Annotated in this window: 11 protein-coding genes; 6 read left to right on the forward strand and 5 right to left on the reverse strand. The window is 48.5% G+C overall.

The window, feature by feature from the left end:
• Positions 1 to 120: 120 nt before the first annotated feature.
• Genes GO003_RS11160 through GO003_RS11170 form a run of 3 tightly spaced genes read right to left on the reverse strand, consistent with a single transcriptional unit; the run spans position 121 to position 5162 of the window.
• Positions 121 to 1680: an HD domain-containing phosphohydrolase gene (locus tag GO003_RS11160; protein WP_159655055.1), complete on the reverse strand. Its 1560-nt coding sequence runs from the start codon at positions 1678 to 1680 to the stop codon at positions 121 to 123.
• Positions 1652 to 3232: an ATP-binding protein gene (locus GO003_RS11165; protein WP_159655057.1), complete on the reverse strand. Its 1581-nt coding sequence runs from the start codon at positions 3230 to 3232 to the stop codon at positions 1652 to 1654. The genes GO003_RS11160 and GO003_RS11165 overlap by 29 nt, the downstream gene beginning before the upstream one ends.
• 55 nt (positions 3233 to 3287) lie before the next feature.
• Positions 3288 to 5162, reverse strand: a complete 1875-nt coding sequence (locus GO003_RS11170; RefSeq protein WP_159655059.1) for a methyl-accepting chemotaxis protein — start codon at positions 5160 to 5162, stop codon at positions 3288 to 3290.
• Between the two features lie 793 nt (positions 5163 to 5955).
• Here GO003_RS11170 and GO003_RS11175 point away from each other — a divergent pair.
• From GO003_RS11175 to GO003_RS11200, 6 genes are all read left to right on the forward strand, one after another.
• A complete protein-coding gene (locus GO003_RS11175) occupies positions 5956 to 7356 on the forward strand; it encodes a CmpA/NrtA family ABC transporter substrate-binding protein (RefSeq protein WP_159655061.1) in 1401 nt (466 codons plus the stop codon).
• Positions 7357 to 7430: 74 nt separating this feature from the next.
• Complete coding sequence (locus tag GO003_RS11180; protein WP_159655063.1) at positions 7431 to 8447, forward strand: ABC transporter permease; 1017 nt, start codon at positions 7431 to 7433, stop codon at positions 8445 to 8447.
• Positions 8448 to 8459: 12 nt separating this feature from the next.
• Positions 8460 to 10211, forward strand: coding sequence for an ABC transporter ATP-binding protein (locus tag GO003_RS11185; RefSeq protein ID WP_159655065.1), 1752 nt, complete (start codon positions 8460 to 8462; stop codon positions 10209 to 10211).
• A gap of 103 nt (positions 10212 to 10314) precedes the next feature.
• Complete coding sequence (locus tag GO003_RS11190; RefSeq protein WP_159655067.1) at positions 10315 to 11610, forward strand: alginate export family protein; 1296 nt, start codon at positions 10315 to 10317, stop codon at positions 11608 to 11610.
• A 136-nt stretch (positions 11611 to 11746) separates the two neighbouring features.
• Positions 11747 to 12970: an NAD(P)/FAD-dependent oxidoreductase gene (locus tag GO003_RS11195; RefSeq protein ID WP_159655069.1), complete on the forward strand. Its 1224-nt coding sequence runs from the start codon at positions 11747 to 11749 to the stop codon at positions 12968 to 12970.
• 9 nt (positions 12971 to 12979) lie between these two features.
• On the forward strand, positions 12980 to 15670 hold the full coding sequence (locus GO003_RS11200; RefSeq protein WP_159655071.1) for a nitrate reductase: 2691 nt from the start codon (positions 12980 to 12982) through the stop codon (positions 15668 to 15670).
• Positions 15671 to 15686: 16 nt separating this feature from the next.
• Here the strand turns inward: GO003_RS11200 and GO003_RS11205 are convergent, their stop codons facing one another.
• Positions 15687 to 16163, reverse strand: coding sequence for a response regulator (locus tag GO003_RS11205; RefSeq protein ID WP_159655073.1), 477 nt, complete (start codon positions 16161 to 16163; stop codon positions 15687 to 15689).
• A gap of 381 nt (positions 16164 to 16544) precedes the next feature.
• The gene (locus GO003_RS11210) at positions 16545 to 17540 is read right to left on the reverse strand and encodes an ABC transporter substrate-binding protein (protein ID WP_159655075.1); all 996 of its coding nucleotides are present in this window, start codon (positions 17538 to 17540) and stop codon (positions 16545 to 16547) included.
• Positions 17541 to 17569 lie beyond the last annotated feature (29 nt).

Consider the following 17569-nt stretch of genomic DNA (forward strand, 5'->3'; position numbering starts at 1 on the left):
CATTCCCGCGATTGAACCACCTTAGATCGCAGGCATGGCTTGCTCCTACAATTGTGCCTATCAATTGATTGGAATGGCCTTAACTTAACGGCATAATGACTGTCAGGATGAAGGGACGCCTCACTCGATGGTTTTGACGGCATTCTCAATCGTTTGATCGAATCCTCCATTATCCAATACGTTTAAAAAAGCGGCGACTACGGCGGGGTCAAATTGTGTTCCGGCTCCGGAGGCGATGTTTTCTCTCGCGTCCTGGGTGCTCCACGGCTGTTTGTAAGGCCTCCAGCTTATCATTGCGTCAAATACGTCCGCGACTGAAACAATCCGGGCAGCAAGCGGTAATCCCGAAGACATCAGGCCTTGCGGATAACCTCTGCCATCCCAGCGTTCATGGTGAAACAAGGCTATTTGCCGCGCCAGATCAAAGGCCGTATCGTGACCCAGAATATTGGCCCCCAGTGTAGTATGTGTTTTGATGATTTCAAATTCTTCCGTCGTCAACTTGCCGGGTTTTGACAGAATATAATCAGGAATCCCGACTTTTCCCACATCATGCAGACGGCTCGCTTTGCCGTAGCAACAGGCTTCATTTTTATCAACATTCATGGCTAGCGCGGTCGCATGAGTGTAATGATCAAGCCGATTGACATGTCCGCCGGTCGCTTTGTCTTTGTATTCGGCTACTTCAGCCAGCATGTCAATTGCGCTTTCAAATGAATTGAGTATAGTGCTGTGCAGTTCGAAATTTTCCAGGGCTTGCGAACATTGGCGGGCAAAGATAGTAATCAGGCTGCGGTCAATCTGGGATAAAGCCTCGATAGGTTCAACATAGATATAGCCGACCGGCTTGCCGGCTATGCTTAACGGAAGGACTTCCGCTTTGTCGCGTAATTGCGTTATCGGTTGATCGTAAAGAATTCTGTTGACGCATTGCTGATGGATTTCATCAAAACGCGGGTTATCGACAAAATGATCGGTGTAGGCTCTGATCTTGATTTCATCATTATTGATGGTCGTGATGACGCCTTCCAATGAACCCATATAGGTGGTGGGCGAGAGTCTGCAAAGTCCGATTACCTGGGTCAACATACCGTTAAAAAAATTGGATAAATGGCTATGGCCCAGATTATAGATAGCCGGTGTGGCATTTAATACGCACTCTAAACCGAGACGATTGGTGTTAATAGTTTGCAGGTCACGAAAGGCTTTTAATGCTGAGCGAACCGTCGTGTATAGCCGCGATGCCGTCAGTTCGGTTTTATCTTTGTAATCGTCTATGTCGTAATGATCAATGACATAACGTTCCGGGGCTATTCCGGGCTGGCCGGTGCGGATAACGATCCGGATCATGTCGTTATTAAGCTGATATCGAATATGATCAACCAGTTTCAGTCCGGCATCATCGGTCTCCATCACTACATCAATTAATGCCATGGCGATATCGTCATGTTTTGTCAGTTGGTCCAGCGCTTCCTGCGCCGAACCGGCTTCGATAAATTCAATAGAACGATTGGCAAACGTAAAGTCACGCAGACTGATGCGCGTCAACGTGCGGATATCCAATTCGTCATCGACAATCAGAATCTTCCAGAAATACCGCCCCGTTTCGCTGTCGGGAGGCTGGTTATGACCGCTGTTATCTTCGCTTGGGTCAGGGTTTGAGCGACGGATTAGCTTCATAACGGTTTCCTTGGTTGGGCGGGTTTTCTATCGGACATTCAATGTGAATATGAGAACCCAGGCCGGGCGTTGACTTGATATGAATTGTACCGGCCAATTGAAGAGTAACAAAAGTATAGATTATATAAAGTCCCAAGCCGGAACCGCCGCGGTCCCGTTTGGTTGTGAAAAAAGGTTCGAAAGCCTGACGGCAAACCTCGTCGTTCATTCCTGCACCATCGTCCTGGTAGTCAATGATTAGTTGCCCGTCAGGGTTTTTAAAGGCTTTGATCAGAATGCGTCCGGTGCGCTGGCCTTCATCGAAACCGTGAGTGATACTGTTGGTAATCAGGTTGGTGAATATCTGTTCCAGTAAACCGGGCGCTCCGTACAATTTGAGCTCAGGATCGCAGTCGATATCGACTTTAATAGTGGTTTTTTTCAGGATATTGCGTAGCGTGGTCAATACATCCTGTATCAGTTCTGCCAGCAGAAACTCGCGTTTTTGCTCTGAACCGCGGTCAATTGATGTGCGTTTAAAACGCTGTACCAAATCTGCGGCGCGGCGTAAATTGGCTAAAGCCAAATGATGGCTTTCGCCCAGATAATCCATCTGGGTAGAAAACTCTGTTTCGCTGACTTCGTCTTTGGTCAGTAAGTGTCGCAGTGTTTTAATGATTTCGTCGCTGTGGCTGATGGCGCCAACGGCCACACCTACGGGTGTGTTCAATTCATGCGCGAAACAGGCGGTCAGACGCCCCAACGAAGCCATTTTCTCAGTGGCAACCAATCCATTACGAGTGGCTTCCAATGACGCAATCGTGTCGTCCAGACTGCGCCATCGGCGAGCCAGTAATTCGATCAGGACCCAGCTGATTGTGACCAGCAGAGCATAATACAAGCCGTGATGGATCACGGTAGCCTTAATTTCTTTTTGCGTTGCCTGCTCAATGGCCTTATAGGGCATGCTGACGCTAATGCCTCCTCGCATGTCACCCAGTTTATAGCCTTGCTTTTCGTGACAGGCCAGGCACGGTTTCTTGACGGCTAAAGGGGCCATATAACGCAAGTAACTTTGATCATTGATGTTTTCGATACTGAACTTTTCAGATTTACCCTCCGCGAATTCTTTTAGCGCTAAGGCTTCCCATTCGTCCGGTCCGCTTTCAGGTCTGATGGGCTTTAAGCTGGTGATATGCAGATGCAGATGCAGCTGTTCATCCTCCATGGCCAGTTCGGCAATCTGTCGGGTCATATAGGCCGGATTGATCATGGTCAACAGGCGCTTGTCAGCCAGCTCCAAATCTCGGTCTGGATGTTCCAGATAGTTATTGGGTTGCGTGTCGGCGGTTACAAAAGCATAGAGTCCTTGGTGTTCGGCATTCCATTGCCGGGTCAGAACGATTATCTGAAAAATATTGCGTGCCCCGACGGTCGTTAATTCCAAATAATGATGACGGACCGAGTTGATACGAAAATATAACGATACTGCCAGAATCAGTGTGATCACCAGAAGCAACAGAGGAAGATGGACTCTGCGAAGCAGGGAATCAATGGCTGGTTTTTCTTTCATGAGCACTGTTTGCAGTGTAAATAGACGAGGGGTTTAAGTGCATGATTTGTAAAACTTACTGCAACTTAAAAAATCCAATTTGCGCCATCAATAACTGGCTTTGATCCTTAAGTTCCTCTGATGTGGCGGCTAATTGTTCGGATGCGGCGGCATTTTGTTGAATGACACCATCCAGTTGCAGGATGGCTTGACTGATTTGCCGGACGCCTGTGGCTTGTTCATCAGATGCGGTTGCAATTTCCTGCACTAGGCCGGCCGTTTTCTGAATGTTAGGCAGCACTTCATTCAACAGATTTCCGGCTCTTTTGGCGATGGCTAAGCCATTATTCGCGAGCGTGCTGATTTCGTTGGCGGTTTCCTGGCTGCGCGTTGACAGCTTACGAACCTCGGTAGCCACCACGCTAAAACTGGCGCCATGTTCACCTGCTTTAGCAGCGACAATCGAGGCATTCAGCGATAACAAATTGGTTTGATAGGCGATTTCTTCAATCAAACTGATTTTGTCAGCAATTTTTTCCATTGCCGCGACTGTATCATTCACTGCTTGCCCTCCATCGATTGCTATTGCTGCTGCACCAATCGCAGCCTTTTCGGTGATTTGCGCGTTTTCATGATTGTTTTCAACAGTGCCGGTCAGTTGCTCCAGTGCGGCCCTGGTTTGTTCGATGCTGGCCGCTTGTTCGCAGGTACTTTGACTTAATGTTTGAGCCGCATTGTTGACTTCCTGGGATGCTTGGGCAATATGTTCTGAACATGTACGGAGAGTGTCGATGACATCTGCCAGGCGTTTTTGCATGGTGAGCATCGCTGCAAATATGCCGGAATGTTGCGACGCGTGTTCATCGGTGCGCCGGTCCAGTTGGCCCGCAGTGATTTTCGCCGTCATGGCACTGACCATTTGAGGTTCTCCCCCCAGTTGCTTGGCAATGTCTTTGCTGATTATCCAGAACAGGCTGAGTGATAATCCGCCGATTAGTAAAATGAAAATGCCGTTAAACATCAATTGGCGGGTGGCGACCTGCTGAATGCCGGCTGAAGTCGCCATAGCATCGGTGGCGATGAAGTTTTCCACCTCTTTCAATAGATCAATTTTGCCGGTCTGCATCGCAAACCAGTGGCTCGCATCGACGCCAAATCCGCCTTTTTCAGCTTTGTCCAAGGCTTTACGCCGCATTGCGGCCGTTTCTTCTACCGTCTTGCCGGACAAGGTGCGCTGGAAAAAATCTTTATATTCGGCGGATGCTACAGTGGCAAACAAGTCTAAATAGGTATCCTGGAAAGCAATCAAGCTGACCAGTCTTTCATACATGCCGAGGCCAAATGCGTCCCGTGTAAACGTATTGGTTAAAACAGCGCGCTCTATGCCGGCTTGTTCCTTGCCTTTGAGAAAATTGGCGTAGGCATCCAGCTTATGGTTAATGTGAACATTGGTGCTGAACTGCGGCAGTTGCGCGATGATATCCAGATATGCGGCATTGACTCCTGAATAATAAGCGAGGGTGGCCTCTCCGGAAGCGGTTAAAGCGCTGACACCGCGGCGGATTTGATTGAGTCTGGCTATTTGGCTTTCAGCACTATCCATGCCTGCGGCAATTTCGCGGCTGAGCTTAGCATCGAATCCGCTAAGAAACTGATTCAACTTTTTGATACGGGCATCGGTGGTTTCGCGCTGTTGAACCAGTTCGGTTTTAAATTTTTGCCCGCGGCTGCCCAAATGGCCAGCCGACATCCCGCGTTCTTTTTGTAACTCATGGACCAGATCACTGACATACACCGATAAATTCGCCAGCGCAATAATCTTCTCGGCCGATTGCATATCATCAATTTGCCGGACCATCACAAATGACGACATCAACAGCAAACCCGTAAGGGGCAATAAGGAGATTAAGGCAATTTTATAGTTGAATTTCAACTTGTTTAGGCTAAACATCGTTTTCCTTCATTGAATCCCATAAATTCGAATTTTCGATTGCAGAGTGGACGATGTGGTTATGCCGGGGGGGATTAAGTCTTGTCATTCCTGCTCTGTGGGTTGGACCAGATTCCTGCGTATCAGGTAGTTGCTGCACATCGCAATGAAAATGTGATTTTTAGTATAGAGCATTGACTTGATTTGTTAATGGTTACGGCGTTTAAACGAGACGAATGGCCTCAAATAACGCTTCTAAGAGAGTAGGTCAAATTCAGTGTAACGTTAAAAAGGTATCTGCTCACCCCCTCCAATTTTAGTGGATGTAGGTGGTTGATTGAAAAGGCTTCTGCAACAGGGATGTTGCAGAGAGCTACAGGGACGTATTGATGCGTCCTTTGAAATCAAGCACCTACACCCTTAATTCAAAGCGGGCGAGTAGTTACGCTAAAAGTTGAGAATGATGGTTTTTGGGACCGTCTTGGATAAACCCTGTGTGCACAAAATTGGTGCCGGTTTTTGCTTTAATTTTGAATTTATGCACTAAACAGAGGCCATTAAATCAGCCGTCACTGTTCGCCAAGCTGTTTTTATAAACTGTTTAACTCTATGTTTTTATGAGTTAATAATTTTTAAATTAGCGATTAAATGAAAGTTGGCAACAGGTTTGCATAGTCAAGTGTAAATCCCCCAGTGCTGGGGTCTTAATCAAGCTCACTGTCGAGCAAACAAGACAAAGGCGTCTATCGTGCGAGGTTTCCCACCTCTCTCGCATGTAGACGCCTTTTTTTATGCCACATTTTCGGAATTTCTTATGAAACAGTTCAAAAATCACCTTTCCAAGCGATGGCTTACAGTTCTGACCGCTTCACTGTCTCTTTCGGTATTGACGTTTTCACCGGTAACCCAGGCTGTTGAAGGTATAGAAAAAGAAGACCTCAAATTCGGGTTTATCAAACTGACCGATATGGCACCGTTGGCGATTGCCTATGAAAAGGGCTTTTTTGAAGAAGAAGGGCTTTTTGTTCAGATCGAGGCACAGGCCAACTGGAAAGTGCTTTTAGACCGGGTTATCAACGGCGAATTGGACGGGGCCCATATGCTGGCCGGCCAGCCTTTGGGAGCCACCATCGGTTTTGGTACGAAAGCTGAAGTCGTTACGGCTTTCAGTATGGATCTAAATGGCAACGCAGTGACTGTCTCAAACGAGATCTGGCAGCAAATGAAACCCCATGTTCCCATGACGGATGGCAAACCTGTTCACCCGATTAAAGCCGACGCATTAAAACCCGTTATCGACAAATACAAAGCTGAAGGCAAGGCTTTTAATATGGGTATGGTCTTTCCGGTATCGACGCATAACTATGAATTAAGGTATTGGTTGGCCGCAGGGGGCATTAAGCCGGGCTTCTATGCGCCACCTCAAGATACCAACGGTCAAATTAATGCGGATGCTTTGTTGTCGGTTACGCCGCCACCGCAAATGCCCTCGACGCTGGAAGCCGGAACCATTTCCGGTTATTGCGTCGGCGAACCCTGGAATCAGCAAGCCGTATTTAAAGGTATAGGTGTACCGGTTGTCACTGATTATGAAATCTGGAAAAACAATCCGGAAAAAGTATTCGGTGTCAGCAAAACCTGGGCCGATAAATACCCGAACACTCATTTGGCGGTGGTCAAAGCTTTGATCAGGGCAGCGATGTGGCTTGATGCGGAGAACAATAAAAACCGTCCGGAAGCCGTTAAGATTCTATCAGACAGCAAGTATGTCGGTGCCGATTACAGCGTTATCGCTAACAGTATGACCGGAACTTTCGAATATGAAAAAGGCGACAAACGCTCCTTGCCCGATTTCAATGTGTTTTTTCGCTATAACGCAACTTATCCCTATTACAGCGATGCAATTTGGTATCTCACTCAAATGCGCCGCTGGGGTCAAATCAACGAATATAAGTCCGACGATTGGTATATGGAAATTGCCAAACAGGTTTATCGCCCTGATATTTACATGGCTGCGGCTAAAGAATTAATCGCCGAAGGAAAGGCCAAGCCCGGCGATTTTCCTTCCGGTAGTGAAACCGGTTTCAAGCCGCCACAAACAGAATTTATCGACGGTATTGTTTATGACGGGACCAAACCTAATGAATACCTGACGAAATTCCCGATCGGGTTGAAAGCCAAACAAAAAGTGGTCGATGGAAAAATTGTTGAGTAATTACACACAACCCGGGTTTGAGGCAATAACGGTTTTGAGCCTGGGTTTGGATGTCGCTTCAAGAGGCAAGAAAAATGAGCAATAAGTTAATCAAGTTTTTTACGATAACCGGACTGACCTGGTTTGTCCCTTTTGTAAAATTATGCTCCGGAGAAAATCCTGCCCATCAATTCAGGCAGATTTTGCAGATGATAGGGGTACCATTGCTTGCTTTCATCGTTTTTTTGGGGCTTTGGAGCGTAACGGCAGCCCGGATTCATACCAGCTTGGGCGCCATTCCGGGGCCGAGTGCGGTTTGGCATGAAGCGGGAACACTGTTGCAGGACCATTACACCGAACGTGAGAAAGCAACCCGCTTCTATGAACGCCAACGTTTAAGCAATGAGCAAAAACGGGCCAGTAATCCTGACGCCGACACCCGAGTGCGCAGCTATACGGGAAAACCGACTTACTTCGATCAGATTTTTACCAGTCTTTATACCGTCTTTGTCGGTTTTTCAATTGCCACTATTGTTGCTGTTCCGGTTGGTATTCTATGCGGCATGAATCCAGTCGTCAGAACCGGATTGAACCCGTTGATACAAATTTTTAAGCCGGTTTCTCCATTGGCCTGGTTGCCGATTGTGACGCTCGTAGTCAGTGCTCTTTATGTCAGTAATGACGACTCCTGGTTCGAAAAGGCATTTTTGACATCGGCGATTACTGTGACTTTATGTTCACTCTGGCCGACGCTGATCAATACGACCGTGGGTGTCTCATCGATTGACAGTGATCTGGTCAATGTCGGAAAAGTGTTAAAGCTAAACTGGGGTACGCAAATCAGAAAAATCATTCTGCCTTCCGCGCTGCCCTACATCTTTACCGGTATGCGCTTATCGCTGGGTGTGGGCTGGATGGTGTTAATTGCTGCGGAAATGCTGGCTCAAAATCCGGGACTGGGCAAATTTGTCTGGGACGAGTTTCAAAACGGCAGCTCCAATTCTTTGGGCCGCATCATGGTTGCGGTATTTACGATCGGCATAATCGGCTTCATTCTGGATCGCGTCATGCAATCATTGCAAAATGCATTTTCCTTCGGCCGCCAAATTTAATAGGGAGTCGTCATGTCAGCAGTTTTACGCAGTGTCGATGTTGAGGGCCGGTTGCCAGTGGTTAATCCGGTGATCAGTCAACACATTCAACCGGCGATTCAATTAAAACAAATTGCCAAATCTTATGGTGAAGGACATAACAAAACCTCGGTATTAAAAGATATCAATCTCAGTATCGAGGATGGCGAGTTTATCGCTATCGTCGGCTTTTCCGGCAGCGGTAAGACGACCTTGATTTCGATGATCGCAGGATTGATTCATCCCGATCAAGGGCAAATCCTGAAGTCCGGGTTACCGGTCAACTCACCGGGGCCGGATCGCGGCGTGGTGTTTCAGAATTATTCGCTGATGCCTTGGCTGACGGTGTTCGACAATGTCGCTTTGGCGGTTGATCAGGTTTATAAGCATTGGCCTGCCGCGCAACGCAAAGCGCAGACCGAAAAGTATATTCGAATGGTTAATCTGGGTGCGGCGATGGACAAAAAGCCGGCCGAATTGTCCGGTGGGATGCGTCAACGGGTTAATGTCGCACGGGCTTTGGCGGCCAATCCTGAAATTTTGTTGCTGGATGAGCCACTGAGTGCATTAGATGCGTTGACGAGAGGCAAGCTTCAGGACGAAATTCTGAAGATTTGGGAACAGGAGAAAAAAACCGTCATTTTAATTACCAACGATGTCGATGAAGCGATTTATATGGCTGACCGGGTAATCCCATTGAATCCAGGTCCCGGGGCTACCTTCGGACCCGAGTTCCGGGTCGGACTTGAGCGTCCCAGGGACAGAACCGAGCTGAATCATAACCCTGAATTTAAAAAATTGCGGGCTGAAATCACCCGCTATCTGATGCAGATCGGCATCGCCCAAACACAAGACACCGGGCAGGATAAAGTCGTTCTTCCCGATGTCAGGCCCAATACCAGCAATGATTGGAAGCTCGATCATTCGGCGCTAAAACCCAAGCTGGACGATAAAGAAAAACCGCGCTATCTGGAGTTTTCCAAATTGTCCAAAGTCTACCCGACTCCGAATGGTAACAGTTCGGTCAAGGTGGTTGACGGCTTCGATCTGATGATGAAAAAAGGCGAATTCATTTCAATCATCGGGCATTCCGGATGCGGAAAATCCACCGTGTTGTCGATGACGGCCGGACTTACCGGTATTTCTGAAGGCGGTATTGTTCTGGACAATAAGGAAATTGACGGAGCAGGACCCGATCGCGGAGTGGTATTCCAGGCACCCAGTTTGTTTCCCTGGTTGACCGCGTTTGAAAACGTCAGTCTGGGTGTCGATAAAGTCTATCCGCATGCGTCACAAAGCGAGCGCGACGACATTGTTGAATATTACCTGACCCGCGTGGGTTTAGCGGGGGCTCTGCATAAAAAAGCAGCCGAAATGTCCAACGGCATGCGCCAGCGAGTCGGAATTGCCAGAGCCTTTGCGCTTTCCCCCAAATTATTGTTACTGGATGAACCGTTCGGCATGCTGGACTCGTTGACCCGATGGGAGTTGCAAGAAGTGTTGATGGAAGTGTGGGAAAGAACCCATGTGACCGCGATTGTCGTGACTCATGATGTGGATGAGGCCATTCTTTTAGCCGATCGAGTTGTGATGATGACTAACGGTCCCCATGCCAAAATCGGCAAGATTGAAACCATCGATTTACCCAGGCCGCGAACCAGAAAAGCGTTACTCGACCATCCGGATTACTACCAATATCGGGAGAGTTTGCTGACTTTTCTGGCTGACTGCGAGTACACGCATTGACCCAATACAATGCTTGGGCATGAATAGGCATGACTACTCGCCCCATAAAATTGAAGGGGGTGAGCAGATACGAATAAGCATTCAATATATAAAGGGGATATCAATGTTTTCAACAAATACAATGAACAGGCAGGCCCGCTTCAGCAGAACTGCCGTTTACGCAGCGACGCTGCTGGCACTTACTACGGCCAGCGCGCATGCAACGGGCATCGACGAAGCTATCGAAAACGCGTTGAAATTGGGTCAAAAAGACGGCAAGTACGGTCAGGTGACTTTCGACCTGAATTACCGCTATGAATATGCCGATACCGAAAGCACTGCGCCCGAACCGGCACATGCCAATACCTTCCGTTTGCGTTTGGGTTACTTAACCCCTGATTTCTTTGGGTTTCAGGGTTTTGCCGAATACGAAAATCTTTATGCAGCGCAAAACGATTATAACGGTGTGACCTCAGGAGACAGGGACTACCATATTGTTGCCGATCCGGCCGATAAACACGAGCTTAACCAACTCTGGATCAGCTTTAAAGGCATACCGGATACCTTGATTAAAGGCGGTAGGCAGCGTATCAAAATCGATGATGACCGCTTTATCGGCAACGTCGGCTGGCGACAGATGGAAATGACTTACGATGCTGTCATGTTGACCAATACGTCCATTGCCGATTTGACGATTAAAGCCGGTTACATTGACGGGGTTCAAACGATCACGTCGCTTTATGACAAGACCGAACTGCCTTTTGTCAACGTGAATTACAGCTTGGGTAATTTGGGTAATGCCATCGCCTACGGGTATTGGTTGAAGTATGAAGAGGATACCGCGTTATTCGGACGTTCAAGTCAAACCTACGGCATCCGGACGCTAGGTTCTCCCAAGGTTAACGACATGTTAACGCTGCATTATATTGCCGAATACAGCTATCAGACCGATTACGAGAATAATCCCACCAGCTATGCAGCCGATCGTTATAACCTGATGGGCGGCTTGACGATGTTTGGCTTAACTGCAAAAGCGGCCATGGAGCAGCTCGATGGTTCCGGCAGTATCACGACCCCGGCAGGAAGAGGGGCCTTTCAAACGCCGCTAGGAACCAACCATGCCTTTCAAGGCTGGGCAGACCGGTTTTTGGTCACGCCGGGCACCGGTATTCGCGATGTCAACTTTACGCTGGCCAGCACCGTTATGACGGCCAATTTGATGTTCGTCTATCACAAATTAAGCGATGACACCGGTAACGTTGATTTCGGCGATGAATACGATTTTCAGATCACCAAGGCGTTCGGTAAACATTATTCCTTATTGGCCAAATACGCTTACTACGTTGCGGATGACAATGCCCCGCTATTTGCGCAGAACGACACTCAAAAAATCTGGCTGCAAGGCAATATTGCATTTTAATTCGTAATCGGGATGCAGCCAGGCAAAATCAGGGTGTGACGTGTTGAAATCAGCTCATTTCTCCTCGCTTCATTGGCGAAATGAGTTGAAGCGATGTCCGCGTCGCAACGAGATAGACTTGATTTCCGGAGAAACAATGAAACAGAAACTGGTGGTGATAGGTAACGGTATGGCTGGCATGCGTACCGTTGAAGCGTTAATCGAAGCGGCACCTGCACTCTATGACATTACTGTCTTCGGAGCTGAACCGCACGGCAATTACAATCGGATATTATTGACACCGGTATTGTTTGGCGAGAAGCGAATCGATGAAATCATGATTCACGATTTTGCCTGGTATCATAAGCACGGCATTACGCTTTATTGCGGTCCGGATAAAACGGTTATCGATGTCGATAGGGAAAAACAGAGAGTTCTTGCCAAGGACGGAACGCAGGCTTATTACGATAAATTATTGATTGCGACAGGCTCTGTACCGCTGATTTTGCCCATTCCGGGGCGCGATGCCGACGGCGTCATGAGTTTCCGGGAAATTGCCGATGTCGAGGCCATGATCAAAAAATCCGAAACCAGTCAGCATGCCGTGGTCCTGGGTGGCGGTTTATTGGGTCTTGAAGCATCCAATGGCTTGCAGCAACGCGGCATGAACGTTACCGTCGTCAATCGCGCCGGGCATTTGCTGAACCGGCAGCTCGATGATCAGGCCGGTAGCATGTTGAAGAAACAACTGGAAAGCAAAGGGCTTAGCTTTAAATTAGGCTGCACGATTAAAAATATTGCCAGCGATCAAGGTCATATCAGCCAGGTTGAACTCAGCGACGGATCCGTGCTTCAAGCTGATCTGCTGATAATGGCGACCGGTATTCTGCCCAATATGACGCTTGCCCGGCACATCGGCTTGCACTGTGAACAAGGTATTGTGGTCGATGACAGTTTGCGTACCAGTGATCCTGCTATTTATTCTGTGGGCGAGTGCGTTCAGCATCGCGGCGAACTGTTCGGGCTGGTCGCACCGGTTTACGAGCAAGCCAAAGTGTGCGCGCAGCATTTGGCGCATAAAAAAGCGCCGGTGTACCAAAGCCTGCAGCCTGCGACACGTCTGAAAGTGACGGGTATCGATTTGTTTTCGGCAGGCGATTTTACCGGTGAAGCCGGTGCCGAACAGATTGTATTTATTGATCCGGCCTTAAACATTTACAAAAAAATAACCGTAAAAAACAGCTCGATTGCCGGTGTGTTGTTGTACGGCGACACGGCCGATTCGGCCTGGTATCTGGATTTACTGAAGAATAAAACTGATATTTCATCCTTGCGTGACTGCCTGATTTTTGGACAAACGCCCTTATCCGCCGCTGCATAAGCTGTTGCCATGATAAAGACCAAGATTAAAACGACGTGTCCCTACTGCGGGGTCGGCTGCGGCATCATTGCAACTGTCGATGACCCTCTCGCTCATCGGGTGACCGTGCAAGGCGATCCGGAACATCCGGCCAACTTCGGGAAACTGTGCTCGAAAGGCGCGGCGTTGGGTGATACGGTTTCGCTGGAAAACCGGCTACTGTATCCGGAAGTTAGGGGTGAGCGCTGTGACTGGGATACGGCGCTGGATGGGGTTGCCGATGGATTGACCCGCATTATTCGAGATTACGGCCCTGATGCTGTGGCTTTTTATGTTTCCGGCCAGCTGCTGACCGAAGATTATTATGTCGCTAATAAATTAATGAAAGGGTTTATCGGTTCCGCAAATATCGATACCAATTCCAGGCTTTGCATGTCCTCAGCCGTTGCTGGCTATAAGCGGGCTTTTGGGGCGGATGCGGTTCCCTGTAATTATGAAGATCTGGAACTGGCCGGCTTAATCGTATTGACCGGATCAAATACCGCCTGGTGCCATCCTGTTATATTCCAGCGCATCCGTAAAGCGAGGGAAAAAAATCCGGCATTAAAAATAGTGGTTATCGATCCGCGGAGGACGGCTACGTGCGACAGTGCAGATCTGCATTTGGCGGTTAAGCCAGGCATGGACGGACTGTTGTTTAATGGCTTGATGAGCTTTCTGGCACAGACCGATGCTTTGGATAACGACTATATAAAAGCCCATACCGAAGGTTTTGATTCGGCTTTGGCCGCGGCAATAGCCAGTGCCCCGACAATAGCTGCAGTGGCCGAAGGTTGCGGCTTGACGGCAGCGGCTGTTGAACAGTTTTTCAACTGGTTTTCCGGGACTCGCAATGTTGTGACGGTTTACTCTCAAGGCATCAATCAATCCGGTTCCGGTTCTGACAAATGCAATGCGATTATCAACTGCCATCTGGCAACCGGCAAAATAGGCCAGCCCGGCATGGGACCTTTTTCATTTACCGGTCAGCCGAATGCAATGGGCGGCAGGGAAGTGGGCGGTCTTGCCAATACCTTGGCCGCACACATGGAACTGGATAACTCTGAACAGGTTGATCTGGTTAGCCGGTTTTGGGGTAGCGATCGTGTTGCGACACGACCGGGTTTGAAAGCGGTGGAACTGTTCGATGCAATTTATGACGGCAGCGTTAAAGCAGTCTGGATAATTGCGACCAATCCGGTTGTGACGCTGCCCAATGCCGATAAAATCCAAGCGGCATTGAAAAAATGCGAGCTGGTGATTGTTTCCGATTGTATCGAAGCGACGGACACGATTGATCTGGCACATATCAAATTGCCGGCCTTGGGCTGGAGCGAAAAAGACGGTACGGTCACCAATATGGAGCGCCGTATTTCCAGGCAAAGGCCTTTGTTTCAGGCCTCCGGCATGGCCAAGCCGGATTGGTGGATTATCAGTCAGGTAGCTGGCCGAATGGGTTACCGGGAAGCGTTCAATTACCGGACCAGCGCCGATATATTTCGAGAACATGCGGCCTTGTCCGGGTTTGAAAATGATGCGTCAGGTCTCAAGCGCGATTTTAATATTTCCTCGTTCGCCGGGATTAAACAGCATGAATTTGACCAATTACAGCCGTTGCAATGGCCTGTTACAGACAAGGCTCGCTACGGAACGGCGCGGCTCTTTGGCGATGGTCAGTTTTATACGGCGTCAAAAAAAGCGCAGTTTATCGCCATTCAACCGCGTCCTCCGGTCAATGCGCCAAACGGGCAATACCCGTTGACGTTGAATACCGGACGCTTGCGTGATCAGTGGCATACGATGACCCGTACCGGTTTGTCGGCCAGACTTAATGCACATAAACCGGAACCTTTTGTTGAAATTCATCCCGCAGATGCGGCCGAATATAACCTTAAAACGCAGGATCTGGCCGTGCTGGAAAGCTTTTGGGGCAGCATGATGGCCCGGGTTGTAACAACCGAAGGCCAGCAGCCCGGCAGCGTGTTTGTGCCTATGCATTGGACGGCTCAACTCAGCAGCCGGGGCAGAGTTGGGGCGTTGGTCAATCCGGTTGTTGATCCGTGCTCAGGGCAGCCGGAAAGCAAGCAAACGCCGGTAGCTGTCACTCGTTATCACGCGCAGTGGTATGGGATGATTTTGTCGCGCACACCGTTGATGATCCCTGATATTGAATACGTGGTCAAAATCAAGGGAAATGGCTTTAGCCGGTATGAATTGGCGGATGTCACGCAACCTCCGCATTGGCGGCAATGGCTAGAGACAATCGTGTCAAAACCGGCTGAAAATAATGACTGGCTGGAATACAGCGACCCTGAGTTGGGTGCCTACCGCAGCGCCTTAGTCATTGATAATCGGCTGGAATGCTGTTTGTTTATCTCGTCCACACCGGTGTTGCCGGAACCCGCCTGGCTGGCAACGTTGTTTGCTCAAGATGCGCTAAGTCGACCCGAACGTTTGCGCTTGCTTAGCGGACTGCCGCCCATGGGGGGTGAGGATTGTGGACGTATTGTCTGTTCGTGTTTTAACGTGGGCGAAAAATCGATTGCCAAAGCGGTCAAAACATTTGGGTTGGAAACTGTTGAAGAGATTGGTCGGCGTTTAAGCGCGGGGACAGGGTGCGGTTCGTGTCTTCCCGAGTTGAAAAACTTTTTGAATCAAAATGTCGCTGCTGATCAGACTTAAACCGAGTGTGCCGCCTTTATTCAATTGAAACACGATCTAAATAAGGCTTGCTGACGGGTAAGCGGGTAAGCTTAAACCAATAGGCGTCGATTATTCTGAACGTATCGATGAAAGCAGCCATGTCGGTCGGTTTAATGATATGACTCACCGCGCCCAGTTGGTAGGATGTGGTAATTTCACTTTCCGAATCGGCGGAAGAAAAGACGATCACTGGGATATATGACAGGTTGTGATCCGATTTGATTTCAGTCAAAAACGCCTGTCCGTTCATACGCGGCATATTGACATCCAGCAGAATGATATCGGGTAGCTGATATCCGGCATTTTCAGGGTTGCCGTTCCTAAGATATTCCAGCGCTTCCAGTCCGTCAGTCACATGGTGTAGGTTACACTGAATGTTATTTTCTTTCAGCGCCATCTTGACCAGATTAGCCTCGGCAGGCTCATCCTCTATCAGTAATATCCTGAAATTAAGTGAATTGTAAGCGCTCATAACGGACGGCTTATTGCAGCTATCAGTTGAAATGTTTTATAGCTATTTATCATACGGGGTTGTCACTCTTATTGTTTCTTGATTATTTAGAACCTTCGGCCAATTTGATTTGACTCAGAGTTCCCACCTGTCTTCGGACGTATTTGCTCACCCCCTCCAATTTTAGTGGGTGTAGGTGGTTGATCGAAAAGGCTTCTGCAACAGGGATGTTGCAGAGAGCTACAGGGACGTATAGATGCGTCCTTTGAAATCAAGCACCTACCCCCTTAATTAAAAGCGGGCAAGTAGTTACCTTCGGACTTTAAATAGACTGAAGCTTATATGTAATCAGGTATTGTTTTGTTTTGCAAACCTGCTCTCACGATACCGTTCATTGGAATTTTAGAGGATTGTGGGCAGAAAGCTAGAATCAATCAGGTTATTCAGTGAATCGCTACGATTGATTTTTCCGGTTTGAAGCAACACCGTGTTCAGACGACCGGCGCTTTCAAGCAGGACGGGCTTATTGCCGGATAATAAACGGTGGTTGCTTTTCAGATCGGGTAATACAAGACCCTTATAGGCATTGAGTATATTTTCGGGGGGCAGATTCAGATGTTTGGCCATGCGGTAAGAAGCGTCTTGTGGATTGGTGTTGAGATGATAAAGGCCTTTAAAATGGGCTTCAATGAGATGCATGATTGCCTGCCTGTAGCTCACATTCAGCCGGTCAGTTCTTACCGCCAAGGCATCCACAATCAAATTGGGTGTTAACCGGCTATCAAACAGCTTTACTGCTCCATCGGCAAGCAATTGGCTGGCTACCGGTTCGTAAGTCACTATTGCATCAACCTGGTTATTTTTCCAGGCGTCAAGGTGGTCTGCGATTGTTAACGGTAGTTTGATGATATCGTTTGATGACAAACCGGCTGCTTCCAATGCCTTGTGGAGAATCAGGCTGGAAACTGAACTTTCTTCCACCCCGATTCGCTTGCCTTTGATATCGGAGAGACGGTTAATGCCGGGAAGCGCCAACAGCATGTCAGCCCCGGCGGATATATTAAAAATCGATACGATCGAAATAGCCACTCCTTCGGATCTGGCCGTCAATATTTCATCCATCGTCAGCGCTGCTCCATCGACTTGTCCCGCTTTCAGCTTTTGTAACGAGTCGGTTGCAGAACGCGTTTCAATCAGATTCACCTGGTTTTTATCCAGCCAGTTTTCCCGCATCGCTAAAAACATAAACTCGTATCCGGGCCAGGCGTGAGCGGCTATGGATAGCGGTTTGCTGAATACTGCTTCACATCCTGAAAACAGCGGTAAAAAACCCAAAGCGCTTAGCTGAATGATAAATCCTCTACGGGAAAGACCGGGTCTGTTTGGGGTTAACGTCATGCGAAGGCTCTAAGTTTCAGGATAATAGG

Origin of the sequence: Methylicorpusculum oleiharenae (genome assembly GCF_009828925.2) — a bacterium.
GTDB classification, from domain to species: domain Bacteria; phylum Pseudomonadota; class Gammaproteobacteria; order Methylococcales; family Methylomonadaceae; genus Methylicorpusculum; species Methylicorpusculum oleiharenae.

Excerpts from the sequence above, each read along its gene's own strand:
- GO003_RS11160 (WP_159655055.1), bottom strand. The coding sequence starts at position 1,680 with ATGAAGCTAATCCGTCGCTCAAACCCTGACCCAAGCGAAGATAACAGC.
- GO003_RS11165 (WP_159655057.1), bottom strand. The coding sequence starts at position 3,232 with ATGAAAGAAAAACCAGCCATTGATTCCCTGCTTCGCAGAGTCCATCTT.
- GO003_RS11170 (WP_159655059.1), bottom strand. The coding sequence starts at position 5,162 with ATGTTTAGCCTAAACAAGTTGAAATTCAACTATAAAATTGCCTTAATC.
- GO003_RS11175 (WP_159655061.1), top strand. The coding sequence starts at position 5,956 with ATGAAACAGTTCAAAAATCACCTTTCCAAGCGATGGCTTACAGTTCTG.
- GO003_RS11180 (WP_159655063.1), top strand. The coding sequence starts at position 7,431 with ATGAGCAATAAGTTAATCAAGTTTTTTACGATAACCGGACTGACCTGG.
- GO003_RS11185 (WP_159655065.1), top strand. The coding sequence starts at position 8,460 with ATGTCAGCAGTTTTACGCAGTGTCGATGTTGAGGGCCGGTTGCCAGTG.
- GO003_RS11190 (WP_159655067.1), top strand. The coding sequence starts at position 10,315 with ATGTTTTCAACAAATACAATGAACAGGCAGGCCCGCTTCAGCAGAACT.
- GO003_RS11195 (WP_159655069.1), top strand. The coding sequence starts at position 11,747 with ATGAAACAGAAACTGGTGGTGATAGGTAACGGTATGGCTGGCATGCGT.
- GO003_RS11200 (WP_159655071.1), top strand. The coding sequence starts at position 12,980 with ATGATAAAGACCAAGATTAAAACGACGTGTCCCTACTGCGGGGTCGGC.
- GO003_RS11205 (WP_159655073.1), bottom strand. The coding sequence starts at position 16,163 with ATGAGCGCTTACAATTCACTTAATTTCAGGATATTACTGATAGAGGAT.
- GO003_RS11210 (WP_159655075.1), bottom strand. The coding sequence starts at position 17,540 with ATGACGTTAACCCCAAACAGACCCGGTCTTTCCCGTAGAGGATTTATC.